Source organism: Streptococcus sp. LPB0220, assembly GCF_008727815.1.
Taxonomy (GTDB): domain Bacteria; phylum Bacillota; class Bacilli; order Lactobacillales; family Streptococcaceae; genus Streptococcus.
Genome location: NZ_CP044230.1, coordinates 545,071 through 570,433, shown reverse-complemented (window position 1 = coordinate 570,433; position 25,363 = coordinate 545,071). Strand labels below are relative to the sequence as shown.

The 25,363-nt window shown below is 41.2% G+C and carries 27 protein-coding genes, 10 tRNA genes and 1 rRNA gene; 3 read left to right on the top strand and 35 right to left on the bottom strand.

Going from position 1 to position 25,363, the window contains the following annotated elements:
• Positions 1-85: 85 nt before the first annotated feature.
• The 11 genes from LPB220_RS03065 to LPB220_RS03015 all read right to left on the bottom strand — a co-directional run bounded on the left by LPB220_RS03065 (position 86) and on the right by LPB220_RS03015 (position 7,167).
• Positions 86-340, bottom strand: coding sequence for a Txe/YoeB family addiction module toxin (locus LPB220_RS03065; RefSeq protein WP_013903192.1), 255 nt, complete (start codon positions 338-340; stop codon positions 86-88).
• A 3-nt stretch (positions 341-343) separates the two neighbouring features.
• Positions 344-598 (bottom strand): type II toxin-antitoxin system Phd/YefM family antitoxin, encoded by a 255-nt coding sequence (locus LPB220_RS03060; RefSeq protein WP_191904618.1) that lies wholly within the window; start codon positions 596-598, stop codon positions 344-346.
• A gap of 229 nt (positions 599-827) precedes the next feature.
• Entirely contained in the window at positions 828-1,922 is a 1,095-nt protein-coding gene (locus LPB220_RS03055; protein WP_150905476.1) for a nucleotidyltransferase, read from the bottom strand.
• A 6-nt stretch (positions 1,923-1,928) separates the two neighbouring features.
• A complete protein-coding gene (locus LPB220_RS03050) occupies positions 1,929-2,669 on the bottom strand; it encodes a class I SAM-dependent DNA methyltransferase (protein WP_150905474.1) in 741 nt (246 codons plus the stop codon).
• Between the two features lie 208 nt (positions 2,670-2,877).
• Positions 2,878-3,231: a ribosome silencing factor gene (rsfS, locus tag LPB220_RS03045; RefSeq protein WP_150905472.1), complete on the bottom strand. Its 354-nt coding sequence runs from the start codon at positions 3,229-3,231 to the stop codon at positions 2,878-2,880.
• 14 nt (positions 3,232-3,245) lie between these two features.
• A complete protein-coding gene (locus tag LPB220_RS03040) occupies positions 3,246-3,746 on the bottom strand; it encodes a cysteine hydrolase family protein (RefSeq protein WP_150905470.1) in 501 nt (166 codons plus the stop codon).
• Positions 3,747-4,343: a bis(5'-nucleosyl)-tetraphosphatase (symmetrical) YqeK gene (gene yqeK / locus LPB220_RS03035; RefSeq protein WP_150905468.1), complete on the bottom strand. Its 597-nt coding sequence runs from the start codon at positions 4,341-4,343 to the stop codon at positions 3,747-3,749.
• Entirely contained in the window at positions 4,340-4,972 is a 633-nt protein-coding gene (locus tag LPB220_RS03030) for a nicotinate-nucleotide adenylyltransferase (protein ID WP_003012335.1), read from the bottom strand. The genes yqeK and LPB220_RS03030 overlap by 4 nt, the downstream gene beginning before the upstream one ends.
• A gap of 21 nt (positions 4,973-4,993) precedes the next feature.
• Entirely contained in the window at positions 4,994-5,305 is a 312-nt protein-coding gene (gene yhbY, locus LPB220_RS03025; protein WP_150905466.1) for a ribosome assembly RNA-binding protein YhbY, read from the bottom strand.
• Between the two features lie 225 nt (positions 5,306-5,530).
• A complete protein-coding gene (yqeH, locus tag LPB220_RS03020) occupies positions 5,531-6,637 on the bottom strand; it encodes a ribosome biogenesis GTPase YqeH (protein ID WP_150905464.1) in 1,107 nt (368 codons plus the stop codon).
• Positions 6,638-6,639: 2 nt separating this feature from the next.
• On the bottom strand, positions 6,640-7,167 hold the full coding sequence (locus LPB220_RS03015) for a YqeG family HAD IIIA-type phosphatase (protein WP_045759146.1): 528 nt from the start codon (positions 7,165-7,167) through the stop codon (positions 6,640-6,642).
• Between the two features lie 182 nt (positions 7,168-7,349).
• Between LPB220_RS03015 and LPB220_RS03010 the strand changes: the two genes are divergently transcribed.
• A complete protein-coding gene (locus tag LPB220_RS03010; protein WP_150905462.1) occupies positions 7,350-7,964 on the top strand; it encodes a TVP38/TMEM64 family protein in 615 nt (204 codons plus the stop codon).
• Between the two features lie 68 nt (positions 7,965-8,032).
• On the opposite strand, the gene LPB220_RS03005 is transcribed toward LPB220_RS03010, so the two are convergent.
• From LPB220_RS03005 to rlmD, 13 genes are all read right to left on the bottom strand, one after another.
• Positions 8,033-9,607, bottom strand: a complete 1,575-nt coding sequence (locus LPB220_RS03005; RefSeq protein WP_150905460.1) for a hypothetical protein — start codon at positions 9,605-9,607, stop codon at positions 8,033-8,035.
• Positions 9,608-9,684: 77 nt separating this feature from the next.
• On the bottom strand, positions 9,685-10,905 hold the full coding sequence (locus LPB220_RS03000) for a DNA cytosine methyltransferase (RefSeq protein ID WP_150905458.1): 1,221 nt from the start codon (positions 10,903-10,905) through the stop codon (positions 9,685-9,687).
• 46 nt (positions 10,906-10,951) lie between these two features.
• Positions 10,952-13,450: a DEAD/DEAH box helicase gene (locus tag LPB220_RS02995; protein ID WP_150905456.1), complete on the bottom strand. Its 2,499-nt coding sequence runs from the start codon at positions 13,448-13,450 to the stop codon at positions 10,952-10,954.
• Entirely contained in the window at positions 13,443-14,219 is a 777-nt protein-coding gene (locus tag LPB220_RS02990) for a hypothetical protein (protein ID WP_150905454.1), read from the bottom strand. Before LPB220_RS02990 ends, LPB220_RS02995 begins: the two co-directional genes overlap by 8 nt.
• Positions 14,220-14,291: 72 nt before the next feature.
• Complete coding sequence (locus tag LPB220_RS02985; protein WP_150905452.1) at positions 14,292-16,943, bottom strand: valine--tRNA ligase; 2,652 nt, start codon at positions 16,941-16,943, stop codon at positions 14,292-14,294.
• Positions 16,944-16,970: 27 nt separating this feature from the next.
• A complete protein-coding gene (locus LPB220_RS02980; protein WP_150905450.1) occupies positions 16,971-17,540 on the bottom strand; it encodes a GNAT family N-acetyltransferase in 570 nt (189 codons plus the stop codon).
• A complete protein-coding gene (locus LPB220_RS02975; protein WP_049473000.1) occupies positions 17,527-18,105 on the bottom strand; it encodes a flavin reductase family protein in 579 nt (192 codons plus the stop codon). Before LPB220_RS02975 ends, LPB220_RS02980 begins: the two co-directional genes overlap by 14 nt.
• A gap of 373 nt (positions 18,106-18,478) precedes the next feature.
• Positions 18,479-18,826, bottom strand: coding sequence for a helix-hairpin-helix domain-containing protein (locus tag LPB220_RS02970; protein ID WP_021152722.1), 348 nt, complete (start codon positions 18,824-18,826; stop codon positions 18,479-18,481).
• Between the two features lie 180 nt (positions 18,827-19,006).
• Positions 19,007-19,261: a DUF1912 family protein gene (locus tag LPB220_RS02965; RefSeq protein WP_021152721.1), complete on the bottom strand. Its 255-nt coding sequence runs from the start codon at positions 19,259-19,261 to the stop codon at positions 19,007-19,009.
• A 2-nt stretch (positions 19,262-19,263) separates the two neighbouring features.
• The gene (locus LPB220_RS02960) at positions 19,264-20,610 is read right to left on the bottom strand and encodes a DUF438 domain-containing protein (RefSeq protein WP_150905448.1); all 1,347 of its coding nucleotides are present in this window, start codon (positions 20,608-20,610) and stop codon (positions 19,264-19,266) included.
• The gene (locus LPB220_RS02955) at positions 20,607-20,843 is read right to left on the bottom strand and encodes a DUF1858 domain-containing protein (RefSeq protein WP_003014300.1); all 237 of its coding nucleotides are present in this window, start codon (positions 20,841-20,843) and stop codon (positions 20,607-20,609) included. The genes LPB220_RS02960 and LPB220_RS02955 overlap by 4 nt, the downstream gene beginning before the upstream one ends.
• 13 nt (positions 20,844-20,856) lie before the next feature.
• Complete coding sequence (locus tag LPB220_RS02950) at positions 20,857-21,300, bottom strand: cytidine deaminase family protein (protein ID WP_150905446.1); 444 nt, start codon at positions 21,298-21,300, stop codon at positions 20,857-20,859.
• 7 nt (positions 21,301-21,307) lie between these two features.
• Positions 21,308-22,660, bottom strand: a complete 1,353-nt coding sequence (gene rlmD, locus LPB220_RS02945) for a 23S rRNA (uracil(1939)-C(5))-methyltransferase RlmD (protein ID WP_150905444.1) — start codon at positions 22,658-22,660, stop codon at positions 21,308-21,310.
• Between the two features lie 37 nt (positions 22,661-22,697).
• Between rlmD and recX the strand changes: the two genes are divergently transcribed.
• Together recX and LPB220_RS02935 are read left to right on the top strand one after the other, a co-directional pair.
• Positions 22,698-23,480, top strand: coding sequence for a recombination regulator RecX (recX, locus tag LPB220_RS02940; RefSeq protein ID WP_150905442.1), 783 nt, complete (start codon positions 22,698-22,700; stop codon positions 23,478-23,480).
• A 95-nt stretch (positions 23,481-23,575) separates the two neighbouring features.
• Positions 23,576-24,109, top strand: coding sequence for a DUF402 domain-containing protein (locus tag LPB220_RS02935; RefSeq protein WP_118396820.1), 534 nt, complete (start codon positions 23,576-23,578; stop codon positions 24,107-24,109).
• A gap of 96 nt (positions 24,110-24,205) precedes the next feature.
• Here LPB220_RS02935 and LPB220_RS02930 read toward each other — a convergent pair.
• The 11 genes from LPB220_RS02930 to rrf all read right to left on the bottom strand — a co-directional run bounded on the left by LPB220_RS02930 (position 24,206) and on the right by rrf (position 25,359).
• A tRNA-Pro gene (locus LPB220_RS02930) sits at positions 24,206-24,279 on the bottom strand.
• 19 nt (positions 24,280-24,298) lie between these two features.
• Positions 24,299-24,372, bottom strand: a tRNA-Arg gene (locus tag LPB220_RS02925).
• A gap of 36 nt (positions 24,373-24,408) precedes the next feature.
• Positions 24,409-24,482, bottom strand: a tRNA-Arg gene (locus LPB220_RS02920).
• Positions 24,483-24,501: 19 nt separating this feature from the next.
• A tRNA-Leu gene (locus LPB220_RS02915) sits at positions 24,502-24,587 on the bottom strand.
• 7 nt (positions 24,588-24,594) lie between these two features.
• Positions 24,595-24,666 (bottom strand) — tRNA-Gly (locus LPB220_RS02910).
• 23 nt (positions 24,667-24,689) lie between these two features.
• Positions 24,690-24,762 (bottom strand) — tRNA-Thr (locus tag LPB220_RS02905).
• Positions 24,763-24,779: 17 nt separating this feature from the next.
• A tRNA-Leu gene (locus tag LPB220_RS02900) sits at positions 24,780-24,861 on the bottom strand.
• Between the two features lie 6 nt (positions 24,862-24,867).
• Positions 24,868-24,940 (bottom strand) — tRNA-Lys (locus LPB220_RS02895).
• Positions 24,941-24,964: 24 nt separating this feature from the next.
• Positions 24,965-25,037 (bottom strand) — tRNA-Asp (locus tag LPB220_RS02890).
• A 2-nt stretch (positions 25,038-25,039) separates the two neighbouring features.
• Positions 25,040-25,112 (bottom strand) — tRNA-Val (locus tag LPB220_RS02885).
• A 131-nt stretch (positions 25,113-25,243) separates the two neighbouring features.
• A 5S ribosomal RNA gene (gene rrf / locus LPB220_RS02880) occupies positions 25,244-25,359 on the bottom strand.
• Between the last annotated feature and the right edge of the window lie 4 nt (positions 25,360-25,363).

Sequence of the window (25,363 nt, the reverse complement as noted above, 5' to 3'; positions counted from 1 at the left end):
AACGGGTGAATTCATGGGAATTTTCTATGAGTGGGATACTTTAAAATAGCTATTCTAACCATCAAACATCTCCTCTTTTAAAGACTTAATAATGATCTTTAAATGACAGAAAGGCAACTCCTGACTCATCTAGCATATAAATCAGGCGATTTTCTGCATCAATCCGCCTTGACCATGCTCCTTGAAAGTCATATTTCAAGGGCTCAGGTTTACCAATCCCTGCAAATGGATCCCTTTGGATCTCCTTAATCAGGGTATTGATTCGCTTCAATGTCTTTTTGTCCTGACTTTGCCAGTAACAATAATCCTTCCAGGCATCTTCTGTAAACTTGAGTAACATCCGTTACCCCTCAATCTCATGGAGTTGAACCTGGCCAGCTCGGACTTCTGCCATGCCCCGCAAGACCTTATCCGACAATTCCTTGTTCTGGGCTAGTCTTAGGGTTTCTTGAATGCTATCCCACTCGCTCTTAGAGATGACCACAATATCTTCATCTGGATTCTTATTCACAACCGTCAAAGGCTCAAACTCATCGTTCACCTTCTTCATATAATCCTTCAAATGATTGCGGAATGTTGAATAAACGACTGCTTCCATTACCATACCTCATTCTACCTCTTTTCTTTTATTATACATGAAAAAGATAAACTTGTCAGGAACTTGTACAAGTTTATCCCCCTCCACCTAATTATTCGTAAAAGTTTCTAAATTTGGTAAAAAAATCTACTGTCTAAAAATTTTTGACAGTAGATTAATACTGGTTTCGTGCACCATCACTTTCTTGCCTAACGTGAATGTGGGCAGAGAAAATTTTACGTAAGACTGTTTATTCTTCTACTCTCACTGGCACGCGACCCCAGGTTTGTTCCGGTAGTTGGGGATGGCCTAGCTGATACACCTGATCCGCTTGCTGGCTCAAAACATCCCAAGGTTCCTTACCAATCCGCGTTACCAAGTCCACTTGACCTTTTAGTGACTTGAGGTGGGCCTGTCCTTTTTCAGTGAAACCCAAGACATGGATAGCGGTCGGCAAGATTTCTTCTTTCGCACCTACTAAAATATAAGTCAAAATGCGGCGGACACGCGCCTTGGTATAGCGCTTGGTTGCGACTTTCTCCACCAGATCTTCCACAGAGCTAGCACTTCGAATCGCATCCTTTATCCGATTGGCCAGTTCCTCATTGACCTGAAAAATCTGTGTCAGATCCGGATGGGTTAGGATTTGATAACGGAGCAGTTGGTCATAATCCTCCCAAGACACCTGCGGAGCCGACTGAAAGAGTTGGCTATTAGGCATAAATTTGTCAACAAAGTCCTGATCATCCTTGTGTAGGCGTAGACTAGTCGCAGAAGCATAGGCCACTTCTTTTTCTTCCGAATGGTAACCCGCACCTTGACGTTGGATAGGCTTGAGCGCAATCCCCTTCCCAGCACAAGCCTTAGCATAAGCCAGCCCTAGAATATGATTGGGAGTATCCCCTGTGAACTCCACTCCAGCAAAGGTTTCCCACATTTTTTGGGTCTTTTGTGGATAGGATAAGTCTTCTGGAAGATTTCGCAAGAAAGCTTCCATTTCCACTTCTTTCTCAGAGTAAATAGTTGCAATCGCTTGGTAATCTAAGACCTCTTCTGTCCCAAAGGTCAATTGGTCGATTCCCAGACGGGACAAGATCTCCACCGCTCCCTTGGCAAAATGATCCGCCGACTGAACAGATACGAGAAAGGGGAGCTCGACCACCAGGTCCGCTCCATTTTCCAAAGCCATCTGCGCCCGTGTCCACTTGTCTACAATGGCAGGCTCACCACGTTGGACAAAATTTCCAGACATGGCAACAATCTTCAGCCCTTCTGCCTGTTTCAGCAGGTACTTATGTCCATTATGAAAGGGATTAAATTCTGCAATAATACCTGTAACTGTCATGCCATCCTACTTCTGCGCTACGAAAAACCATCGTTTGCTGGTCTTTGTTGGCTCTTTATCTTCAAAGTCAGCATACAATTTGAAAGATTTAAAGCCAGCCTGCTCCAGCAAAATGTCATAAGTTAAGACCTCATAGGTCCGCTCCTCATGAACTTCATCGTGCCGACTAAAGGATCCATCTTCTTCTTGGACAAAGAAGGTCAGCTCATGGACAATCGAGTGAGGGGCTTCATCCTCATAGGTATCCCAGAGCATGGCAAAGTCTTCTGCATTTTCGTGATAAGAATAGCCCGGGAAAACCTCATCCGTCTGGTAGGTCGAATGCACATCAAAGATAAAGACCCCGTCTTCCTTAAGAGCATTGTAGACTTCTTTGAAGACATCTCCCACTTCCACCTCGTCCTGCATATAGCAGATGGAATCAGAGTAGCAGGTCACAAAATCGTAGGTACCCGCTTGCGACAGGTCCAGCATATTGCCCTCTATAAAATCAATCTTTTGCTTGGCTGAAGCCGCTCTTTTTTCAGCAATCTTCAGCATGTCAGCACTCAAGTCTAATCCCGTCACATCAAAACCGGCTTGAGAAAAACGTACAGACTGAATCCCTGTTCCACAAGCCAATTCCAGTAATTTTTTCTTATCTTTTGTCTTTGGGAGATGGCGGAGGGAAAAATCCGTCCACAAATCATACAGACTGTCATCCATGACCGCATCATAGACCGCTGCAAACGTTTCATAAGTCGCCATAAATCAAGATACAAAGAGCGTTAAAAGCATAGAGAAAATAGGAAACTTTCCGCCGTATCGCCAGATACAAAGGAAGTTACTCTTTTTCTCTCAGCTTTTAGCTCGTGTTCCGTTACCAAACTGACTTAACACGAGGCCCCATCCTTTCTTTCCATAGAATTTCAATTTAACCAACAAAACTCAGTTGCTACCAACTGAGTTTAGCTGCTTATGCTAAGGCTGCTGAAAGATCGACAGCACTTGCTTCGTGCCATAGCTTTTCTAGGTTATAGTGGGCACGCATTTCTTCTGAGAAGACATGGACCACCACACCACCTAAGTCAAGAAGGACCCAACCTCCTGCTGAGTCACCTTCGACGTGGCTTGCATTGCCACCACCTTCAACGACTTTCTCGCGAATATTTTCTGCGATCGCTTCCAATTGACGGCTGTTCATAGAGCTTGCGATAACAAAGTAATCCGTCACACTGGTCAAGCTTTGAACATCCAAAGCTACAATGTCTTCTGCACGTTTTTCATCGGCAGCTTTAACAACAAGTTCAAGTAATTCTTTTTCTTTCATTTAGTCCTCTTTCTTTAAAAAATTGTTTTGTAGTCTAAGACATCCGCAAAACGTTCTGCCCAAATATTTTCATAAAATTCATTGAGGGTTTCTGCTGGGATGTCCTCTCCATCAAAGGTTGTGACAGCTCCTTCTGGAATGACCAGCTTATAGCCGTATTCAAACCCCACTTTGACGGATGTATCGACACAATATTCTGTCTGCATGCCACACAGTACCAGTTGTTCAATCCCTTGTTGATCCAAGTATTCTTTTAATCCTGTCTCTTTAAACATACTATTGTATCGCTTCTGAAATACCTTTTCATTCGCCTGTCTCTTCAACAGAGGCGATAACTGCCAATCTTCTGAAGTTAAAGCCTCTGGCGTTTCAATATGCTGAATGTAGATGATTTCAATCTGCTGTTTTCTTGCCTGATCTTGCAAATAAGCAATCTTCTCTAAGAGCTTATCTGTCTCAAAACCTGTCTCCACGAGGATATTTTGTACATCAATAATGATTAAAGCTGTTTTCACTCACTGCTCCTCTTTCAAATACTTCACAAAGGCATTGTAGGTTTCAAGGGTTTTGGGATAAATAGGCAATCCTTGGTGAGCCAGGTGTTCGACTGTGCGAGCCGTCTCATAGGCCACGGCACGATCCAAGGAGACTTGAGCGATGTCACGTGCTTGCTCTACCCCCGGAAAGACCCGATTGTGCTCAATGTAATCTGCTACATAGACAATCTTATCTAAGGTTGACATTTGCCCGCTCCCAACCGTGTGAATCTCAATACTGCGAAGAATGGCTGGATCTGTCAATCCCAGATCTTCTTGGATCTTATAAATCCCGACCATCCCATGCCAGACATTATTGCCCCAGTTCTTTAATGCTGGATCCAGCTCATAGCGATCAATCAAGTCCAAAAATTCCTGATCCGATAATTTCTTGGCGTAGTCATGTAACAAACCTGCTAGACCAGCCTGCTCTTCATCAGCCCCATAGCGTTTAGCCAAGTCACGCGCAGCCTTCTCAACCCCTAAACAGTGGGTTAGCCGTTTTTCTGGCAGGATTTGACGCATTTTTTCAAGCAAGACCTCACGAGAAAAGCCTAGGTAGTTTTCATAGGTCATTGATACAATCCTTCTTTCTTGATGTAGTCCAAGACTGGTTTTGGCAACATAAAATTCGGCGTCCGACCTTTGGCTACAAAATCACGCACCATACTAGAAGAGATGTCCATGAGAGGAACATCCACCCAGATCACCGGATAAGAAGTCCCCGCCTTATAGCGTGGCCGCTGGACCCCGACAAATTGCACAATCTCCACCAATTCATCGATGCGGTGCCATTTTGGTAAATAATCTACCATATCTGCACCAATAATGAAGTAATAATCTGTGTCTGGATCCCGTTCATTGAGCAAGAGCATGGTGTCGTAGGTATAGGAAATCCCTTTACGCTCGAGTTCAATCGTCTCGATCTCCAGACCTTCAATGCCTTCAATGGCTAATTCCAACATCTTGAGACGATGGTGCTCTGCAATCGTCCCCTTAGCATCGACATGCGGCGGCTCATACTCAGGCATCAAGAGCACCTTATCTAACCCTAATTGTTGGCGCACTTGATCCGCAACGACCAAATGGGCATTATGGACCGGATTGAAATTTCCACCCAAAATACCAACTTGTTTGCGTTTCTTGTCTTTGATCTCTGGCTCTAACTCTACCTTGGTAAAGGGAGTCAATAGTTCAATTGCCATAGGTTTGCTCTCCTCAATGTCTTAGATTTCTTTTACTTTGACTGAAATCTTCCGATTTTCTTTTTTGCTCGATTGTTTGAACAAGATGAGGATGCGTCCAATTTTTTGAACCGTATCCACACCGATTTCTTCTTCCAAGATTTCCGCTACTTCATGGATATTCTCGTCCGTATTTTGAAGGAGGGTGACCTTGATCAGTTCGCGAGCGTCTAGTGCTTGGCGAACACTGGTTTTGATTTGATCGTTAAGCCCGTTTTTCCCGATTTGGATAATCGGTTTGAGGCTGTGGGCTTGGCTATTGAGGAAAGCCCGTTGTTTGGATGTTAATGTCATGTTTTTACTTCCTTATTTTTTGATCGTTATTTTAAGTGGTAGGGACGACCGGAACTAATTTTTCAAAGATCTCATCTTTGAAAAATGGATTTTCTTACCTCAAAATGGAGCCTTGGTCTCCATTTTGCCCTTGCCAATCTATCGATTGGCAACTACACCACGGCAATAACGATCCCTATTTGAGCTCACTTCGTTCGCTCTTCAATTTCATTCTATTTCAAATTTTTAAATAATAGCTTTGCGACTTACGACGGCGACGCCTTCTGGTGCCCACACAGCTACTTTTGCTTTCCCATTGACGCGGATCCAGCCGAGTCCTGAGATGACGAGGTCTGTCTTGTCCTTGATGGTAAACTCATGGGAAACCAAGGGTGGAAATTCTTCTTTTTCCTTGCTGTTAGGGGGTGTTAGTAAGCTACCGACATGCTTGTCATAAAAGGCGGTCGCTCCTTCGAGTTTGGTCCGATGAAGCTTGAGTTCGTTATCAAAGAAGGCGGTGAAACCTTGCTTTTCTCCCTTGATAAAGTCAAAGCGTCCCAGACCACCCAAGAAGAGGGTTTGCTCTGGATTGAGCTGGTAGGTCTTGGGCTTGATTTCTTTTTTAGGGCTGACATACTTGAGGTTTTTCGCCGTCAAGTAGTGAGCCATCTGGTGGCGATGGATAATCCCTGGTGTATCATAGATGTAGGATCCATCGTCCAGAGGGATTTCGATCTTGTCCAGTGTCGTCCCTGGGAAGCGAGAAGTTGTAATAATATCCTTATCGCCTGTGATTTCTTGGATAATCGCATTGATGAGGGTCGATTTCCCTACGTTGGTCACACCCACCACATAGACATCACGTCCCTTGCGGTGCTGCTCAATTTTTTCCATCAAGTCCTTAATGGCACTCTTGTTTTGGGCAGAGGTGAGGACCACATCGACAGGACGCATACCTTCTTCATGGGCCCGCTCCATCAACCAGTGGGTCACCTTGCTGTCCTTGACAGACTTGGGCAAGATATCTTTTTTGTTCCCGACCAAGAGGACATCATTTCCTGCTACAAAACGGGGCAAGCCAGGAATGACGGAGCCATTAAAGTCAAAAATATCGACTACATTGACCACAAGAGCATCACTATCTCCTACCTCGTGTAGCAATTTCAGGAAATCATCATCTGTCAGATGCACATCTGTGATTTCATTGTAGTGACGAAGACGGAAACAGCGTTGGCAATAGACTTCGCCTGTTTCCAAGCCCTTTTCAAGAGCTGATTGGGGAGTATAGCCTAGCCCCTCTTTGTTTTCTGTCTGAATGGGGGCTCCACAGCCAATACAGAATAATTCTTCCATTCTTAAATTCCTTTTTTGTATACAATTGGACCATATTTTTCGGCCATTTGCTTCATGACACGGCGTTCACGCGCCCGGTTGATCTGCGTCTTGATCGAGTCATGCTCAACCAAAGGCTTGACCAAAATCGAACGAATGCCTGCACGATGGGCAGCCCGGATATCCGTCATCAGTTGATCCCCGACCATGACCACTTCATTTTTCTCATAGTGGAAACGTTTGAGGGCACGATCAATCCCAAAAGTAAAGGGCTTAAGCGACCAGGCTTCATAGTCAATATCAAATTTCTCAACAGCGCGCTTGACCCGTTTGGGACTATTATTAGACACCACGATAACCCGAATCCCGCCATCACGAAGGTCATGCAACCACTGGCGCATCTCAGGAGTCCCATCCGGATTATTCCATGCAATCAAGGTGTTATCCAAATCCACGAGGACTGCCTTGATGCCCTGTTTCTTCAAGTCTGCAACGGTGAGATCATAAGCTGCTTCCACCGCAAAATCTGGTTTGTAATTTTCGATTGACACGTTTTTCTCCATTTTTTATACTCCTTTCATTGTAGCATAAAAAGGCCCGTTTTGCACTCGCTTGACGACTAAAACAACGACAGACTCCTATCAGGTTAATTTCACTGCTCAAAAAATAGACAAAATCCTTACAAAGTTCCAAAAACATGGTATAGTAGAAGAAAAAGAACTCGGAATTTTTTATGAAACAAACAAGCTTAAAAGAGGTCTCTCCTCTTCTCCAGCGCATCATTAATTGGTCCTCCATCATTGGAGCTCTTGGGACCTTGGCCTTTTGTATCTGGGCCTACTTTGCTGGCATCCTTCAATCCAAGGAAACTTTGTCAGCTTTTATTCTCCAAGCAGGCATCTTTGGACCCCCTCTCTTTATCTTTCTTCAGATCCTTCAGACAGTGGTCCCTATTATTCCCGGCGCCCTGACATCTGTAGCAGGTGTTTTCATCTACGGCCATATTATCGGGACTATTTATAACTACATCGGCATCGTAATTGGTTGTGCTATTATCTTCCATCTCGCCAGAATGTACGGACCTAAGTTCGTCCAATCTATGGTCAGCCAGAAGACCTATGACAAGTACATCGGCTGGCTCAATGAAGGCAAGCGGTTCGATCGCTTCTTTATCTTCATGATGATTTGGCCGGTTAGTCCCGCCGACTTCATCTGTATGCTGGCAGGTCTGACCAATATGACCTTCAAACGCTACATGACCATCATCATCCTCTGCAAACCTATCACCCTCGTCATCTACACCTACGGCCTGACCTATATCATCGATTATTTCTGGCAAATGGTCTAAAGCATAACACCACCTCCTAAAGACTAGGAGGTGGTGTTTTTGTAGTTCTATGAATAGTTTATTACTCTCTATTTCGCAACCCAACCAATCGCGTCTGCAGGAGGATTGTCCACATCGATCCAGATGAAATCAATGCCGATTTCACCGTTTTTGAATTTAGTAAGACGGATACCATTGATTTCTAACTGAGATAATTTCTTACCCGTTAAGATCTCTCTGTCTTTTAACTGAAAGACCCCACGAAGAATCCAATTTCCAAGGATTTCTTGCTTATCAGTTGATTGAATGGCCTTCCCAGCTTCTTGGTTGATATAGGCCGTAATCACATCACCTGATGATAAAAATCGTAGCTTAAAGGTCCGTTCTTCTTTTGGGAGCACAAGTTTACTTGTACCTGTCTCAAACCTTCCAATATCTTTACCAAAAAAGTCCGGACGCTCCTCATGAAAATGTTTGGAGTCTGGAAGAGGAATATACACTTCACTGACTGGACGATACACCAGCTGTTCAATTTCTTTGATTAGTTTTTCATTCCCCGTCTCGTGTACAAAGCGAATCAAGTCTTCACGAATGGACTTCATCTGGGCTTTTTCTTCCTTGGTAGACCATTTTTTCAAGAGGATTTCTTCTAAAGAAAAAGTCACAAAAGCTAGTTCTTCTGGAGCCAGACTGTCTTTAAATTTTTCCTGAATCTTTAAAATCCGTGGCAAGCGATCCTTCTTGGCCAACTTTGATCCACCATTAAAGGCATTAAAACCAGAATTTTCTTCTACATTTCCATGCTTGTCTATGATCACCCACGACACCGTCTCAAGAATCTCAGTATCACTTTTTTCTGAGGTCAATAAGTGAAGATGTTCAAAGAGATAAAAGGGATCTTCGACATAATTCACATCCCAGGTATCAACCACAATCTCCTTATTCCTAAAGGTCATATGGAGCTGACTATCTGCAGCCGTATATTTGTAATCATGCTGGCCGTCCGTAAAACGGAAATTTGTCGGATTGTTTTTGGTCGTTGATCCTAGAATCTTGAGATGGTCTAAATCAACCGGCAAATAAGTTGTCTCTCCTACATGGATCTGAGGCTTGTGTCCTTTCGAGGTCGGCATCAAAACATGATAGACGGCTTCTACATGACTAGCATCATCATGAAATCCCTTTATAAGTGCTTTGGAGGATTCAATCCGTTGATTTCGCAAAGACGCAATCTCACGGGCCAGTTTTTCATAACGGGCATCATTTTCTTTATCAGCTGTTTCCTTGTCCGGTGAAATCTCAGCCTGAAATCGGATTTCACTCAACAGCTCATTCCAAGACTGCGAATCTTTCTTAAACTGAGCAATCTTTTGATCCCCTGAATCCAAACCAAAGGATTTAATCCCAACCAAATACTTATGTTGCTCATCAACGACAACCGAAGCATCATAGGAGGTATTAGCAATATCCTCACCAACCGCATGAAAAGCTTTTTGGAAAACAGTCTCTTGGAATTTTGAATTGACAATCGGAGCAACATAGCTTTCTCGATCATCAGAATCTTCACCTTCTGCTTTTTGAGAAAATGCTTCACTCAGACTAGCAAAATTGGTAATGAGAGTCTTATATTTCTCTTTTTGTTCTTTTTTTAAGTGTTCCCACATCTATTCATCCTCACTTCTTATTTAAGTATATCAAAAGAAGACTAGATTTTCACTAGTCCTCTTACTTATATAATTCGTTAAATAATGCTGTAAAACTCCAAATTCCCACGTTTTTTTACCAATCTGAAATAATCTTCATCTGATAAAATTGCAAGCCCATCCTCATAGGAGGCAATCTTCTTCTCTGCTTCCTCATAAGTGGAGACAAAATCTTTCACATAAGACTGACCTTCAAATTGACCATTCATCTTGGTGTAGATAATGGCAAATTTTCCTGAACGATCCAGTTGAGACGGCCCATTGCTCTCATTAAGGGCAAAAGCAATCCGCTCTGCAATGCGTTTAATCACAGGAACAACTACGCTATTTCCAGCTTGTTTGTAGAGCTGACCATTGGAAACCCCCTCAGGGATTTTAAAGGATTTAGGATAGCCTTGAACATTAAAGGTTTCTTTGGGAGTTAACTTCCGAATCTCGCCACTGTCTGTCAAGATCAATGGAACATTGTGTCCACCTGTTCCCATATTGGCTGTCAAGGTAGGGACTACACCGTTTTTGTTTTCACGGACATACTGACGACGCCATTGATAAACCGTATCTTGACTAGTCACTTCAAACTTCAACTGATCGTAGAAATTTTGTTTCCCTTCTCGATAATAGTAGGCCTCATCAGGCTTGGCACCAAAATCAATGACATCAGCCAAGGTCGTTGTTAGTTTGATTTCCTCTGGGAATTCAAATAAGTCGTAGGCTTCTTTAGTATCAAAACCAACAATGTAGATCCGCTCACGGTTTTGTGGGATATTTCCATAGTCTTTCCCATTGAGTACCTTCCACTTGATGAAGTAGTTGTTCTCAGTCAAAGCCTCACGAATAACCTTGAAGGTATTGCCATGGTCATGACCGACCATGTTTTTGACGTTTTCGATGAAGATGGCACGAGGTTTACGTCCTTCAATCATACGAAGCAACTCAAAGAAAAGATCGCCACGATCATCATCAAAGCCCTTGCGATACCCCGCAATACTAAAGGCCTGACAAGGGAAACCTCCCATAATGACATCCACGCGCTCAGCTGGAATTTCTTCCGGCTGCACCGCATGAATATCACGACTATCCAAATGCGTATTTGGATAATTTAAACGATAAGTCTGACGCGCATACTTATCAAATTCATTGGCATACACCACTCTGAACTCGTTGGTCTGTTCAAATCCCAACTCAATTCCCCCAACACCTGAGAAGAAAGCTGCAATGTTGTACTTCTCAGGTCGGCTCGAACTTACAGAATTTGTCATGTAGTAACCTGCTTTCTAAAATAAAAGATATATGGCTCTATATAGTTTATAAAAAATATTGTTCTAATTCAAATTTTTCAATTCCTTGCTTTGAAAGTATGTACTCTCTTAAATGTTGATTTGCTCTTGGATTATAAAAATCATCAAACTCTATGTTTTGAATTTGGTTATCCTTTTTTAGCGTGTTATATAGATTTTTACTTAATCCTAGTTGCGAAATTTGCAACTCTTTTATGTCATTTGTTCCAAACATAAACAAATTATACAAATCATCAGAGATAATATTAAATTCTCTTAATGAATTTACTAATAAACCAATTTCAAAATCTACAAATTCATCATCGATTTGGAGTTTAATAATGGCGATGTTATACATATCATATTCTCTAGTTTTATAGTCATTTAAATCTATATAGACTTTTGCCCTGGAATCATTATAATCATTCGACTGATATGCCTTTTCTCCAAATTGGCTACCAACATATTGCATTAAATTTTTTTCATGATCCGAAGGAGAACTTAAAATATCTTTCCAATATGATACTAAATTATTTACTCTATCCTTTAGAGGAGAATAGGCGCTTGGAATAAAACCTGAATAATAATTAATCGTAGGTTCAAACCGCAAACGTTTGACATTGTTATTCGGATGAAAATACCTATAGTCTATATCTCTATCGACACCTTCAGAAACAAAATTATCAAAAAAAACTTCCTTAACTTTAAGCAAAATTTCTTTGTAGACATTATCAGCATTATGGATAATTTCTGTCTTATTTATAATTTTCTCTAATTTTATTAAACCTAAATCAGTATAATTTAATAGTTGCTGAGCTCCAGATCTCGTGAGACGAGAAATAAAACTAGGATTATCAAAATCATTAACTATATTACTTTCTAAAGCTAAAATTTTCTCAGAATTTTCTAAATTAGATCTATTTACTACAGAATTTTCTAACAGTGGATTTTTTACAGAATCCTTAATATTACTTCGTAAAGATTCAACTGTTTTCTTTAATTGACCATTTCTATTTTGAGGATAGCTATCAAGTTCCACAAAGTGTACAGGAACTAAGATTTTATTTAGTTCACCATTATTTGAAAAAATCTCATTCAATCTATTGACTCTACCAACTAAGTTTATTAGTTCATTAGTAGCCGAAAAACCTGAAATAAAGAATAAAGAGTCGATAGGCATATTCATACCAGCGAGAATAACTGAATTGGCAATTAAATGTTTAATTGAAGTATCATCTCTAAAACATTTTAGAAGATAATTCCTTATATTATTTGGTAGTCTACCATGTAAATATAGAATTCCTTTTGATAAAAATTCAATTAGCTTAAATTTAGGATGAACTATATACTTCAATTCTTCAATTAAATTACCGAGTGAATTTGGTAACTCATCATACTCAGGTAATTGGTCAAATAATTCTTTAGCGTAATGTTCTATATAAATAGGCCTATATAAATAATGCAAATTTTTTTTGTAATTTTTACTACAGTTAACAATATATTTTAAATTATTTTCCGTATTAGGTAATTTAAAAAAGTAACCCAGATATTGCTCGAAGACAAATTGTTCATTGGAATTACTAACATATCTTATATCTAAAACCTTCAAATTATTGTTAATTTTATACTGCTCTATATCCCCTTCTTCATCTTTTAACAATAAATTCTTAACATTTTGAATTAGAGGTGAAAAATAGTATATATTTAGTCCAGGATTTAGTTTCTTGTTGAGTTTAAGTAATCTTGCTAATAATAGGCTTCTATTTGCATGTTTCAAACCGAAATCAAAGTTAAACAGTTCATGCGCTTCGTCTATATAGAGAGAATCGAATATTAAGTGTTGTTCAATTAATCGCAACGCTCTCTCCTGTGTAACAATCGCAAGTACTCGTCGATCAGAATCATTATAATTCTGTTCATGAGTTATAATTTTCCTATTTAATTCTCTTAACTTTTTTGCTTCTCGGAGTACTTGGTCAATCAACGCTTTAGTAGGTACTATAATTCCAATATTGTCCAACTCATTATTTTTTAAAATATGTTGATAAATTATTTCGCTTTTTCCATATGATGTTGGAGCAATAAAAGCAAATGTTTTATTTCCTGAAGTAATGATTTCCTTAGATACTTTATCTTGTTCAAACGTGTTCATTTTATCACCATTTGAGAATTGAGCAAGTTTTAAATCCGAAAGAAAATAATTCAATATTCCTTCATCTACCAAACCACTTTTTAAAAGTTTTCGTGCAATTGGATAATAACCAAAATTAACTGAAAAATCGTATAGAGCTCTGTAATCTTTGATTTTAAAGCATGTTCTAACAATAATTGAATACGCAAACTCTATATAATAACTTCTGGATCTGTTTTTTTCAAATTCTTCAATAAATAACAATGATATTGCAAATAAATATTCTGCGTCTCGATTAGTTAATTTCTCTTTTATAAACAATAATTCTAAGATTGTATTTACAATCTCTTCTCTTTTAGAGAGTGTTGTCAATGTACTTTTTCCATCGCTACTCATCAATGATTTCCTCTAAGTATTCCAAAAAAATTTCAATAGTTTGTAAATTAATTGCGATAATTATTTCATCTTTTGATTGATGATTTTTTATAAAATTATTTAAGGTAGAAATCTCAAAATTAATTTCATTAATATGATGGTTCCCTCTCTTATCTGGTATAATCGTCGATCCTATAATAACGTTATTATCCTCAATTTTAAAATAATTTCCATTTGTATAATCTGTTGATAATTCCGCAACTTTTTGAACTAAACTATGTGGTGATTGAGCAATCTTTGTATGATTATATGCATTCCGCCACGGATTATTGATTTTTTCATTTTCACCAGATAATTGCTTCTTTAACCCATTGTATGCTCTATATACTGTATTCCTATGACTGTTATTATGTCCTATCTGACTAGATTTACTCTCTAACAACCAGAATCTTTCCCCCTCAAGTACAAGACCGTCAAACCCTTTTTTAGCAGAATTTTCTTCTAAATTTCTAAAGCAATATTCTTGAGAAAAACCTTTCGTTCTCAATAAACATATGACGACTAATTCCGCTATTGCTCCATTTCTTTTGTTAATGTCAATTCTTCTAAGATAATTTAGCAATTCTCTTGCTTCTTCCTTCAAAGATAAGGAACTTTCACGTCCCGAAATAATCGTTAACAAATTCTCTTTAATAAAAGTTTTATCCGTTTCAGATAACTGTTCAATAGCTAGTCTTAAGTAACGGTAATTCTTCTCACTACGTTCAAACTCAATATCTGATATAGACAATTTAATAACCTACTTTAACACTTTATTTTCCATTATACCAAAAAAACACGGCATACCGCCGTGTTTCTAGGTTTATTTCACCAACTTCTTCATCTCATCAATACGTGCAACAGTCGCGTCGTATTTCGCTTGGTAGTCGGCTTGTTTGTCGCGTTCTTTTTGGACGACTTCTGGTTTGGCGTTGGCTACGAAGCGTTCGTTAGAGAGCTTCTTACCAACCATATCCAGTTCTTTTTGCCATTTGGCTAATTCTTTTTCAAGACGAGCCAATTCTTCTTCAACATTAAGAAGGTCAGCAAGTGGCAAGTAGATTTCTGCGCCTGTGATGATGCTTGACATAACCAAGTCAGGCACTTCGACATCTGCTGCAATTTCCAAGTGTTCTGGGTTTGTGAAGCGTTTGATGTAGTTGACATTATCATTAAAGAAAGCATCGAGCTTGCTGTCGTTTGTCTTGATCAAGATAGTGATTGGTTTACTTGGCGCTACGTTCACTTCTGCACGTGAGTTACGAACGGAGCGAATCACATCTTTAAGAGCTTCAACGCCGGCTGCTGCTTCTTCGTTTTCAAACTCTGGACGAACCACTGGGTATTCCGCAGTCACGATTGTTCCTTCAGAGATTTGACCGTAGATTTCCTCAGTCACGAATGGCATGATTGGGTGAAGGAGACGCAAGATTTGATCCAAGGTGTAAAGAAGAACCGAACGAGTGATGACTTTTTCGTCCTCATTGTCGCTGTATAGCACTTCCTTAGTCAACTCAACATACCAGTCCGCAAACTCATCCCAGATGAAGTTGTAGAGGATGTGACCAGCCACACCGAATTCAAACTTGTCAAAGTTTTCAGTAACTTTTCCAATAGTTTCGTTGAGGTTGTGGAGAATCCAACGGTCTGTCACGTTACCTGCTTGACTAGCAGCGACTTTAGCCACATTTTCACGTGCTACATCCAAGGTCAATCCTTCATTGTTCATAAGGATATAGCGAGAGATGTTCCAAATCTTGTTAATGAAGTTCCAAGACGCATCCATTTTCTCATAAGAGAAACGCACGTCTTGACCTGGTGCAGAACCGTTTGAAAGGAACCAACGAAGGGCATCAGCACCGTATTTCTCAATAACATCCATTGGGTCAATCCCGTTACCGAGTGACTTAGACATCTTGCGTCCTTGCTCGTCACGAATGAGACCGTGAATCAGAACGTTTTGGAATGGCTGACGGCCTGTGAATTCCAATGATTGGAAGATCATACGAGATACCCAGAAGAAGATGATGTCGTATCCTGTTACCAAGGTTGATGTAGGGAAGTAACGTTTGAAGTCTTCTGAGTCGACATCCGGCCAGCCCATAGTTGAGAATGGCCAAAGGGCTGAACTAAACCAAGTATCCAAGACATCTTCGTCTTGTTTCCATCCGTCACCTTCTGGTGCTTCTTCACCAACGTACATTTCACCCTCAGCATTGTACCAAGCAGGGATTTGGTGACCCCACCAGAGCTGACGAGAAATTACCCAGTCATGGACATTTTCCATCCATTGAAGGAAGGTATCGTTGAAACGAGGTGGGTAGAATTCTACCTTATCGTCTGTGTCTTGGTTAGCAATGGCATTCTTAGCTAATTGATCCATCTTCACGAACCATTGCGTAGACAAGCGTGGCTCAACCATAACTCCTGTACGCTCTGAGTGACCAACTGAGTGGGTCATCTTCTCAATCTTAACAAGGGCACCAATTTCTTCTAACTTCTTGATAACAGCCTTACGAGCTTCAAAGCGGTCCATGCCGTTGAATTCGCCAGCCAATTCATTCATGGTACCATCATCGTTCATAACGTTGACTTGCGGAAGATTATGACGTTGACCAACCAAGAAGTCATTAGGGTCATGGGCAGGAGTGATCTTCACCACACCAGTACCAAATTCAGGGTCTGCGTGTTCGTCCCCTACGATTGGGATTGGCTTGTTCAAGATTGGCAAGATAACATTTTGACCAATCAAATCTTTATAACGGTCATCATTTGGGTTAACCGCTACAGCAGTATCCCCAAACATAGTCTCAGGACGAGTTGTTGCTACTTCAAGAGCACGTGAACCGTCTTCCAACATGTAGTTCATGTGGTAGAAGGCACCTTCGACATCCTTGTGAATCACCTCGATATCAGAAAGGGCTGTACGGGCTTTTGGATCCCAGTTGATGATAAATTCACCACGGTAAATCCAACCTTTTTTGTAAAGCTCTACAAAGACCTTACGAACCGCTTTTGACAACCCTTCATCAAGGGTAAAACGCTCACGAGAATAGTCTACAGAAAGCCCCATCTTGCCCCATTGTTCCTTGATAGTCGTCGCATATTCGTCTTTCCATTCCCAGACTTTCTCAAGGAATTTTTCACGACCCAGGTCATAACGAGAGATGCCATCTTCAGCCAAACGCGCTTCTACTTTAGCTTGAGTGGCAATCCCAGCATGGTCCATACCAGGAAGCCAAAGCGTGTCGAAACCTTGCATGCGTTTTTGGCGGATGATGATATCCTGTAAAGTCGTATCCCAAGCGTGACCAAGGTGAAGTTTCCCGGTTACGTTTGGTGGTGGAATCACGATGGAATAAGGCTTAGCCTTTTGATCGCCTGAAGGCTTGAAAACATCCGCATCAAGCCATTTTTGGTAACGACCAGCCTCAACCTCGGCTGGATTGTATTTAGGTGAAAGTTCTTTAGACATGTGTGTGTCCTTTCTAGTTATTTCTTTTTAATGTTGATTTTGAGCTTCCCACTCACTCTTTAGCAAGCCGTATCTCAAATCATCACAGCGGTTGCCTTGAGCATCTTTGCGGTCTCTTATGCGAGCTTCGAGGGTAAAGCCAAGCTTTTCCGCGACTCGTTGACTCTGAAGGTTGTAACCAAAGCAAGACAATTCTATCTTGTGAAGGTTCAATTCTTTAAAAGCTAGATCAATCAAGGTACGCGCTGCTTCGGGTACATAACCCCGGCCCCAATAGTCTGGGTGCAAGGTATAGCCAATCTCCAGCACATCGTCTTCGTGGCGATGGTTGAAGTCAACAGAGCCAATGATTCTATCGGTTCCTTTGACCACAATGCCGTAACCAGCTGGAAGATTTTCTTTTTGATTGCGATCGGGAATGATATGCTCTAGGTAATAGATCTCGTCTTCCAAGGTCTTGACGGGTGGAAAGCCTGCTGGGTAAGAGACTTCTGGAAGACTGGCGTAAGCATGGATATCCTCAGCATCAGCCACTGTTCGGACTCGTAAGACTAGACGCTCCGTTTCGATTCGTTCTGGCAGTTCAGCTCTTGTCATTCTTCTTCCTCGCTTTCTTCATAAAGCTCCCCATGGAATCAACTCGATCATCTAGATAACGATAAACGCGCTGATGACCGTCCCCCATAAAGTAAGTCGGTGCAAAATGGTCATTTTTAAAATGCCCCTTGTCATCTAAGAGCTCTGGATCAGCCAGACGGTCTATAATCTTGGCAAAGATATGGCAGATGCCATCTTCCTCGATAATTCGATCTACCTGGCAATCCAAAACGACTGGACAAGCCTCCAAAATCGGAGCCTGAGTCCGTTCAGAAATTTCGTAGTCTAGCCCTAAGTGATTCAACTTCTCCCGATGGCTGATAAAACCAGCCTGCTCCATCTCAAGCATAAAGTTTTCATCAGGGATGTTCACGCTGAACTGTTGATAATGCTTAATCTGGTCAGCCGCATTTTCCTCAGCACCAACCCCTATGACGAGCCAATCTCCCAGGCTATAAGAGGAACTGCAGGTCGTGATATTGTGCCCAAAGTTCTGGTCCTGATACCCTAAAATGAAAATCGGAAAACCATAGTAGAGTTTACTAGTGTTAAAAGATTGTTTCATGACAAGCTCCTTCAGCCAGGGTTGCAAAAGAAAAATCGCCCCTGTCAGATTAATGACAGGGACGAATGTGTTGATCCGCGGTACCACCCAATTTCGGGCAGATGCCCGCATCTTTAATCTTCTTGTTTCACTTTTATGACGTCGTGAGCTCGTCTTGGTGTACTTCAGTACAACCTGCAACTCGCCGCCTAGTCCTAAAAGGAAACAAAAAGATTTGTATTTCATTTTTTAATTTCATCCATTAGCAACTAGTTTTGACACATTTGTGGACTTCTCAGCACCGCCACTTTCTGTAAAATGTGGGATTCAAAACACCTCTAATAGGTTCATTTTAGCAAGTTTTCCTGGAAATAGCAAGAAATCATAAAAGCGATTATTTAAATTTAACGCCTAGTTCTTTCAATTTCTTGATTGTAGCTGGGCCGATTCCTTTAAGGGCCAACAACTCTTTTTCTGTCCAGTTTGCGAAGTCCGCAACAGAGCGAATACCTTCATCATAGAATGTTTGCGCACGATCAAGTGCCACACCTTCCAAACTTGCAGCAAATTCTTCCACTGAAGAAGCCGCTTGTTTCACTTCTTTCGCCACTGCTTTTGTAGCTTTCTCAACCTTTTTAGGTGTTTCTTTCACAGCTGCAGTTACAGTTGCGACAGCTTTTTTCAAAAGATGTCTATTTTGATGTTTGTATTGTTTCGCACGGTTTACGTTCTTCTTTGCCATTTTTCCTCCTAAATTCAGTGATCAATTCCTAAGGCAACAAGGTTTCATCACTATCATTCCATTCAAAAATCCGTTGATGTCATTTCAACTTTTTTATTGTATCACAATCCCCTAAAAAATCAAGTCATTGCTCAATTTTCAGGTAAATCTAGCTAGTAAAACGCCTTCAATAAGGTGTTTTTAATATTTTCTTTCACCAAAGAGGCCATCTGGTAAATCATGAAATCCTTTTCCAGCATGGAAATTTTCAAACTTCCCTTGCAGGAACTGATAAGCGTCCAAACGGCTTTCATAGCGAATCATGGCGATTTTAGCTCGTTCATCCTGGTCTTCCTCAAAAACCTTCTTACTCTCTTCGAGAGCCATTTCATTGATCATGACTTGGGTCTTGATCCACTCCTCAAACTCCTTCATAAACTCTGTTTCGTAACTCATCTTTACTCCATTCCTCTATAAAAATCCGTATCGATCTCTCGATAAGGTTGAATGTCCTGAACATATTCCAAGACACCTTGGAAGTCTCCAGCTTCATCACGCACGGCTGCATAGGTAACATGGACAAATTTCCCACGCGATTCTGATTTGAACCACATTTCATACTTGTCTTTTTTCCCTTCACGAAGCCCCTGCATGATGGCTTTGACCTTCTCCAAATATTTCGGTGGGTGACACAGCTCAACATTGCGTCCTACCTGCGATGGCGTCCTCTTAAAAATCATTTCCTCAAAAGGCGCAGCATCATTGTAATATTGGAAAATATCATCCTTATTGACAAAGGTGATCTCCATTGGTAACTGGTTCAAGATTAAATTCGCTTGCTCCACCGATAAAAATCCATGACCAAAAGCTTGTGGCTGCTTGCGATCGAAGCTCTCTTCTTTTTTCTTAGGCGTGAAGGTAATGGTCAATTGTCCCTCAGGAGTCTCAATGACCTGACGGTGCTCTTCTCCATTTGAAGAAGGAAGCGGTTCAGTTGAACCTTCTGACTCTTCAGACGCTTCCTCCTTGAAGTCCACGCGTTTTGGCACCCATTTCTCACTTGGGAGAATAATGGCATAACCATAAGCATCACTTTCTTCTGCAATGGAGAGCCAGTCATCCTGGGTAAAGGACTCCAGCAAAATCATCAAGAGGATCGACTCTTCCTTGAAGATCATGCCCTCAAACTCTTGCGCAAAGGCTTCAAAGCATTCCTTGACTTCAGAAATACTAGAATCCGGTAATTTCTTGGCCACATCCAAAGCTTTCGCAAAGAGTTCCCGAATCTGGTCATCTACTCCCCACATCACTTTTGGTGGGGAATCATGCCCATATTTTTCCATAATCGGAAACATCAACTCTTCCTTTCGACGGTAATGCCGGTCAAATTGACCCACCAAGCCCAGCTGACGTAACAAGCCCTTATGAATCTCCTGAATCATCTCAGGATCCTCAGTTGTCTCATAATTGTCTAGCAAGCGGCGTACCCGCATCATAGCCGCACGAAGGGCTAAGTTCTCCTGTTTAAAGATTTGAACAGGATGACCAGGGTGGTCGGTATCTGCTACTTCGACCCCTTGAACCGCATTCTTAAAGAGATTGGCATGGACATCACAAAGCTCCATAACATCTTCAAAAGTAACCCCTGCATCGGAGTTCATCAGTTCATGCTCCATAAGAGAGATTTCAATCGCAGAAACCCCTGCAAAGGTCGCATCAAAGCGCTCCTGAACCGACTCAGGGGAAGCTCCATGATGAAGCTCTAATAAGATATCTCTTAAGACATGAATTCGTTCATCACTCATTGATCTAGCCCCACTACTTCATAGCCATTGGCCTCTAGTGTTCGCACAATCTTCTCCATAGGAGTACCTTCTAATTTTGATCCTTGTTTTAAGGAAACCTTGCGCCCAACTGTATTTCGCATGATCGGATTGGCTAAGGGTTTAAAGCCCAACTCCACCAACAAATCCAATACCTCCGGATGTTGATCAATAACTTGAGCAACTGGAATCGATACATCAATAACATTGTCCATTTATTTATTTCCTCTACTCATTCCCTTTATTTTCTCTTTGACGAGCCCGTTCTTCTCCCCACCAAAGAGGCATCAATTCACCTAAAGTAATGGTCTTACGACTCTCATAATCCACCATAAATTCTAGATGACGATTCTCAGCATCTAGCTCAAGGAGAAATTCACGACAGGCCCCACAAGGCATCCCAGAACCTTCTCCATAAGGAGGTTTGTCTCGAAAAGCAATAATGCGCTTGACCTTGGTTTGTCCTGATTGTTGATACATGTTGAAGAGGGCTGCTCGTTCGGCACATAAATGAAAGACGCCACAGGTTCCTTCCATACAAAAGCCCGTAAAAATCTGACCATCTGCAGCCTCAACAGCAGCAACCACATGTCGAGCATAGACAAAATCTGAAACCTCGTGAGGCGCATAGAGAGCTTTCGCCTCAAGATAAAGTTTTTCCCAAATATCCATTCTTCTTTCACTTCTTCACTAATTTCACAACTGCTTCTGTCCGTGCAGTATGGGGGAACATGTCCACTGATTGAATGTATTCAACCTGATAAACCTTCGTCAAAGCCACTAGATCCCGTGCCAAAGTCGATACATTACAAGAGACATAGACCATCTTTTCAGGTGCATAGTGCAACAAGGTCTCGATTAATTTTGCCCCCAAGCCCGTATGAGGTGGATCTACGATCACAGCATTAGCCCGATAGCCTTCCTGGTACCAGCGAGGAATGATCTCTTCTGCTGTCCCAGCCTCATAGTGGGTATTCTCAAATCCCATCCGTTTAGCATTGTATTTGGCATCTTCAATCGCTTCAGGAATAATATCCATCCCCCGAACACTTTTCACTCTATTAGCAAAGGCAAACCCAATCGTTCCAACCCCACAGTAGGCATCAATAAGATGATCCTCTGGAGAAACATCTAGAGCCTTGACAGCCTCACTATACAATACTTCAGTTTGTTCCGGATTCAACTGGTAAAAGGCTCGAGGAGACAGGGAGAATTCATAATCCAAAACACCTTCCAAAATGGCCTCTTCTCCCCAAATAATCTGTGTTTGTTCGCCATAGATTTCACTGGAGCGAGACGTATTTTTATTAACAGCAACGGTGACAATCTCAGGGTGTTTCTTAACCAAGTCTTCCACTAAATCCTTTAAATTAATCTGCCGACTAGTGACCACAATGATCTGAACCTGACCAGACTTCCGAGCTCGTCTAACCATCATAGTTCTGACACCCAGTTCTTTACGCTCATCAGCAATCGGAATCTGGTAGTAAGTCAATAAATCCGCAAGATCATTGGCAATCGCTTGAATAACCGGATCTTGGACCAAACAATCTTTTAATTCTACCAAATAATGTGAATTTTGAGCATAGAGGCCCGCCTTGACTTGGCCCTTGAATTTCCTTGTTTGAAATTGCAATTTGGCCCGATAGTAAAGAGGCTCCTGCATTCCGATTGTCGGCCGAATAGCATACTGTTCAAAGCCTTCAGGCGAGAACTTTTTCAAGGCCTGTTGCAACAAATCTGTCTTAAACTCCAGCTGCTTGTCATACTTCAAATGCATGATTTGACAGCCCCCACAGGTCTCATAGATATCACACATGGGCGTCACACGAAACTTAGACGCCTTATTCACAGATAAGAGTTTGGCTTCCGCAAAATTTTTCTTGACACTTGTAATTTGGCAGAAGATATCTTCTCCCTTTAAAGCACCTGGCACAAAGACAAGTGTTTTTTTATAAAAGCCAATCCCTTCACCGTTAATTCCCATTCGTTTAATTTTCAAAGGAATTTTTTGTTTTACTTTAACGTTCATATCCCTATCTTAACACATTTTTCGGTATAATAAAAACATGAAAATTACAAAACTAGAAAAGAAAAAAAGACTCTACCTCCTGGAATTAGACAATGATCAAAAACTTTATATTACAGAAGACACCATCGTCAAATATTTCCTTTCCAAAGATAAGGAAATCAGTGAGGAGGAATTAAAAGAAATCCAAGAGTTTGCTCAATACTCCTATGGTAAAAACCTGGCCCTTTACCATCTTTCTTTTAAAGCTCGGACAACAAAAGAAGTCCGAGACTACCTGACAAAATATGACATTGAAAGTGACATTATTGATAAAGTGGTCCAACACCTAAAAGAAGACAAGTGGTTAGATGATCGTCAATATGCAAGAAACCTGATAGAGGCTAACCTTCTCAGTGGCGATAAGGGCCCTGCCTTATTACAACAAAAAATTCAACAAAAAGGGATCTCAAAATCTATCCTTCAAGAAATTCTTGCAGACTATGATTTTTCAGAAGTGATCGACCGTACCGCAATAAAACTCGTAAAAAAATACCAAGGGAAATATCCGTTAAAAGCTATTGAAACTAAAATCATCCAAGGACTCATTTCAAAAGGCTTTACATACAATCAAGCAAAGATAGCATTCCAAAATCTCGAGCTCGAAACAGATGAAGAAACAACCAATGAGCTCATTCTAAAAGAGTTAGAAAAACAATACCGTAAATACAGTAAAAAATATGAAGGCTATGACCTCAAACAACGCTTGACTCAGGCACTAGCCAGAAAAGGCTACGACTACAGTGATATAACGTCAGCCATTAGAGAATACTTAGATTCATAAACCAAATTGAAAATTAAATAGAAAAATAAGAAAAAATTTGAAAAAATATGATACAATATAGAGGATATACTTAGATTGTAGAAAGTTGGTAAGTTATGAAACTACCTAAAGAAGGCGACTTTATTACAATTCAAAGTTATAAACATGATGGCAGTTTACACCGTACATGGCGTGACACCATGGTATTAAAGATAACTGAAAATGCAATTATTGGAGTAAATGACCATACACTTGTGACTGAAAGTGATGGTAGACGTTGGATCACACGTGAACCAGCGATCGTATATTTCCATAAAAAATATTGGTTTAACATCATCGCCATGATCCGTGACAATGGTGTGTCTTACTACTGTAACCTAGCAAGTCCTTTTCACATTGACCAAGAAGCCTTAAAATATATCGACTATGATCTCGATGTCAAGGTCTTTACCAATGGTGAAAAAAAATTGTTAGATGTTGAAGAATACGAGCAGCACAAAGAAAAAATGCACTATTCAGATGACATCGACTTTATTTTAAAGGAAAATGTTAAGGTTCTAGTAGATTGGATAAACCAAAGCAAAGGTCCTTTTTCTGAGGAATATATCAAAATTTGGTATAACCGTTATGTTGAACTGCGAAATAAATAAAGTTGGAAAGAGCGAAAGCTCTTTTTTCTTATAAATTAATAAAAAATAACTACAAAAAAAGTCTAATGTCAACCATTAGACTTTTTCGATACACTATCGGGAAGACAGGATTCGAACCTGCGACACCTTGGTCCCAAACCAAGTACTCTACCAAGCTGAGCTACTTCCCGATCTAAAGCTACTGCTTTATGCACCCTAGAGGAGTCGAACCTCTAACCGCCTGATTCGTAGTCAGGTACTCTATCCAGTTGAGCTAAGGGTGCTCGTTCCTATTCAATTATTACATAGCCTTGCGACCATGCACCCTAGAGGAGTCGAACCTCTAACCGCCTGATTCGTAGTCAGGTACTCTATCCAGTTGAGCTAAGGGTGCTTCTTTCAACCTTTGTCTATGCCGAGGACCGGAATCGAACCGGTACGATCGTTACCAATCGCAGGATTTTAAGTCCTGTGCGTCTGCCAGTTCCGCCACCCCGGCCTCCTCAAGCGAACGACGGGATTCGAACCCGCGACCCCCACCTTGGCAAGGTGGTGTTCTACCACTGAACTACGTTCGCATTGCTTTCTTTATATAAAAAAATGCCGGCTACATGACTTGAACACGCGACCCTCTGATTACAAATCAGATGCTCTACCAACTGAGCTAAGCCGGCTCATTATTATTCTCTTATGCGGGTTAAGGGACTTGAACCCCCACGCCGTAAAGCGCCAGATCCTAAATCTGGTGCGTCTGCCAATTCCGCCAAACCCGCAAAATATGACCCGTACTGGGCTCGAACCAGTGACCCATTGATTAAAAGTCAATTGCTCTACCAACTGAGCTAACGAGTCTTAAAATAATTTTCATTATTTTAACGGTCCCGACGGGAATCGAACCCGCGATCTTCGCCGTGACAGGGCGACGTGATAACCGCTACACTACGGGACCTATGGGAGTTAACGGGATCGAACCGCTGACCCTCTGCTTGTAAGGCAGATGCTCTCCCAGCTGAGCTAAACTCCCAAATGGTCGTTTAACTCACTGGATCCCTGTCGTGCACTGACTTACGTCAGTTTCGACAAAGTCGAACTTGCGTTCTCCTTAGCTGAGCTAAACTCCCAAATGAGCCTAGTATCTACTAGGCTCAATCTCTTGCTAAGCGACTACCTTATCTCACAGGGGGCAACCCCCAACTACTTCCGGCGTTCTAGGGCTTAACTGCTGTGTTCGGCATGGGTACAGGTGTATCTCCTAGGCTATCGTCACTTAACTCT

What these genes read in the sequence shown, in the direction of transcription:
- LPB220_RS03065 (WP_013903192.1), bottom strand. Translation starts at nt 340, where the DNA reads ATGTTACTCAAGTTTACAGAAGATGCCTGGAAGGATTATTGTTACTGG.
- LPB220_RS03060 (WP_191904618.1), bottom strand. Translation starts at nt 598, where the DNA reads ATGGAAGCAGTCGTTTATTCAACATTCCGCAATCATTTGAAGGATTAT.
- LPB220_RS03055 (WP_150905476.1), bottom strand. Translation starts at nt 1,922, where the DNA reads ATGACAGTTACAGGTATTATTGCAGAATTTAATCCCTTTCATAATGGA.
- LPB220_RS03050 (WP_150905474.1), bottom strand. Translation starts at nt 2,669, where the DNA reads ATGGCGACTTATGAAACGTTTGCAGCGGTCTATGATGCGGTCATGGAT.
- rsfS (WP_150905472.1), bottom strand. Translation starts at nt 3,231, where the DNA reads ATGAAAGAAAAAGAATTACTTGAACTTGTTGTTAAAGCTGCCGATGAA.
- yqeK (WP_150905468.1), bottom strand. Translation starts at nt 4,343, where the DNA reads ATGACCTATGAAAACTACCTAGGCTTTTCTCGTGAGGTCTTGCTTGAA.
- LPB220_RS03030 (WP_003012335.1), bottom strand. Translation starts at nt 4,972, where the DNA reads ATGGCAATTGAACTATTGACTCCCTTTACCAAGGTAGAGTTAGAGCCA.
- yhbY (WP_150905466.1), bottom strand. Translation starts at nt 5,305, where the DNA reads ATGACATTAACATCCAAACAACGGGCTTTCCTCAATAGCCAAGCCCAC.
- yqeH (WP_150905464.1), bottom strand. Translation starts at nt 6,637, where the DNA reads ATGGAAGAATTATTCTGTATTGGCTGTGGAGCCCCCATTCAGACAGAA.
- LPB220_RS03010 (WP_150905462.1), top strand. Translation starts at nt 7,350, where the DNA reads ATGAAACAAACAAGCTTAAAAGAGGTCTCTCCTCTTCTCCAGCGCATC.
- LPB220_RS03005 (WP_150905460.1), bottom strand. Translation starts at nt 9,607, where the DNA reads ATGTGGGAACACTTAAAAAAAGAACAAAAAGAGAAATATAAGACTCTC.
- LPB220_RS03000 (WP_150905458.1), bottom strand. Translation starts at nt 10,905, where the DNA reads ATGACAAATTCTGTAAGTTCGAGCCGACCTGAGAAGTACAACATTGCA.
- LPB220_RS02995 (WP_150905456.1), bottom strand. Translation starts at nt 13,450, where the DNA reads ATGAGTAGCGATGGAAAAAGTACATTGACAACACTCTCTAAAAGAGAA.
- LPB220_RS02985 (WP_150905452.1), bottom strand. Translation starts at nt 16,943, where the DNA reads ATGTCTAAAGAACTTTCACCTAAATACAATCCAGCCGAGGTTGAGGCT.
- LPB220_RS02980 (WP_150905450.1), bottom strand. Translation starts at nt 17,540, where the DNA reads ATGACAAGAGCTGAACTGCCAGAACGAATCGAAACGGAGCGTCTAGTC.
- LPB220_RS02975 (WP_049473000.1), bottom strand. Translation starts at nt 18,105, where the DNA reads ATGAAACAATCTTTTAACACTAGTAAACTCTACTATGGTTTTCCGATT.
- LPB220_RS02970 (WP_021152722.1), bottom strand. Translation starts at nt 18,826, where the DNA reads ATGGCAAAGAAGAACGTAAACCGTGCGAAACAATACAAACATCAAAAT.
- LPB220_RS02965 (WP_021152721.1), bottom strand. Translation starts at nt 19,261, where the DNA reads ATGAGTTACGAAACAGAGTTTATGAAGGAGTTTGAGGAGTGGATCAAG.
- LPB220_RS02960 (WP_150905448.1), bottom strand. Translation starts at nt 20,610, where the DNA reads ATGAGTGATGAACGAATTCATGTCTTAAGAGATATCTTATTAGAGCTT.
- LPB220_RS02955 (WP_003014300.1), bottom strand. Translation starts at nt 20,843, where the DNA reads ATGGACAATGTTATTGATGTATCGATTCCAGTTGCTCAAGTTATTGAT.
- LPB220_RS02950 (WP_150905446.1), bottom strand. Translation starts at nt 21,300, where the DNA reads ATGGATATTTGGGAAAAACTTTATCTTGAGGCGAAAGCTCTCTATGCG.
- rlmD (WP_150905444.1), bottom strand. Translation starts at nt 22,660, where the DNA reads ATGAACGTTAAAGTAAAACAAAAAATTCCTTTGAAAATTAAACGAATG.
- recX (WP_150905442.1), top strand. Translation starts at nt 22,698, where the DNA reads ATGAAAATTACAAAACTAGAAAAGAAAAAAAGACTCTACCTCCTGGAA.
- LPB220_RS02935 (WP_118396820.1), top strand. Translation starts at nt 23,576, where the DNA reads ATGAAACTACCTAAAGAAGGCGACTTTATTACAATTCAAAGTTATAAA.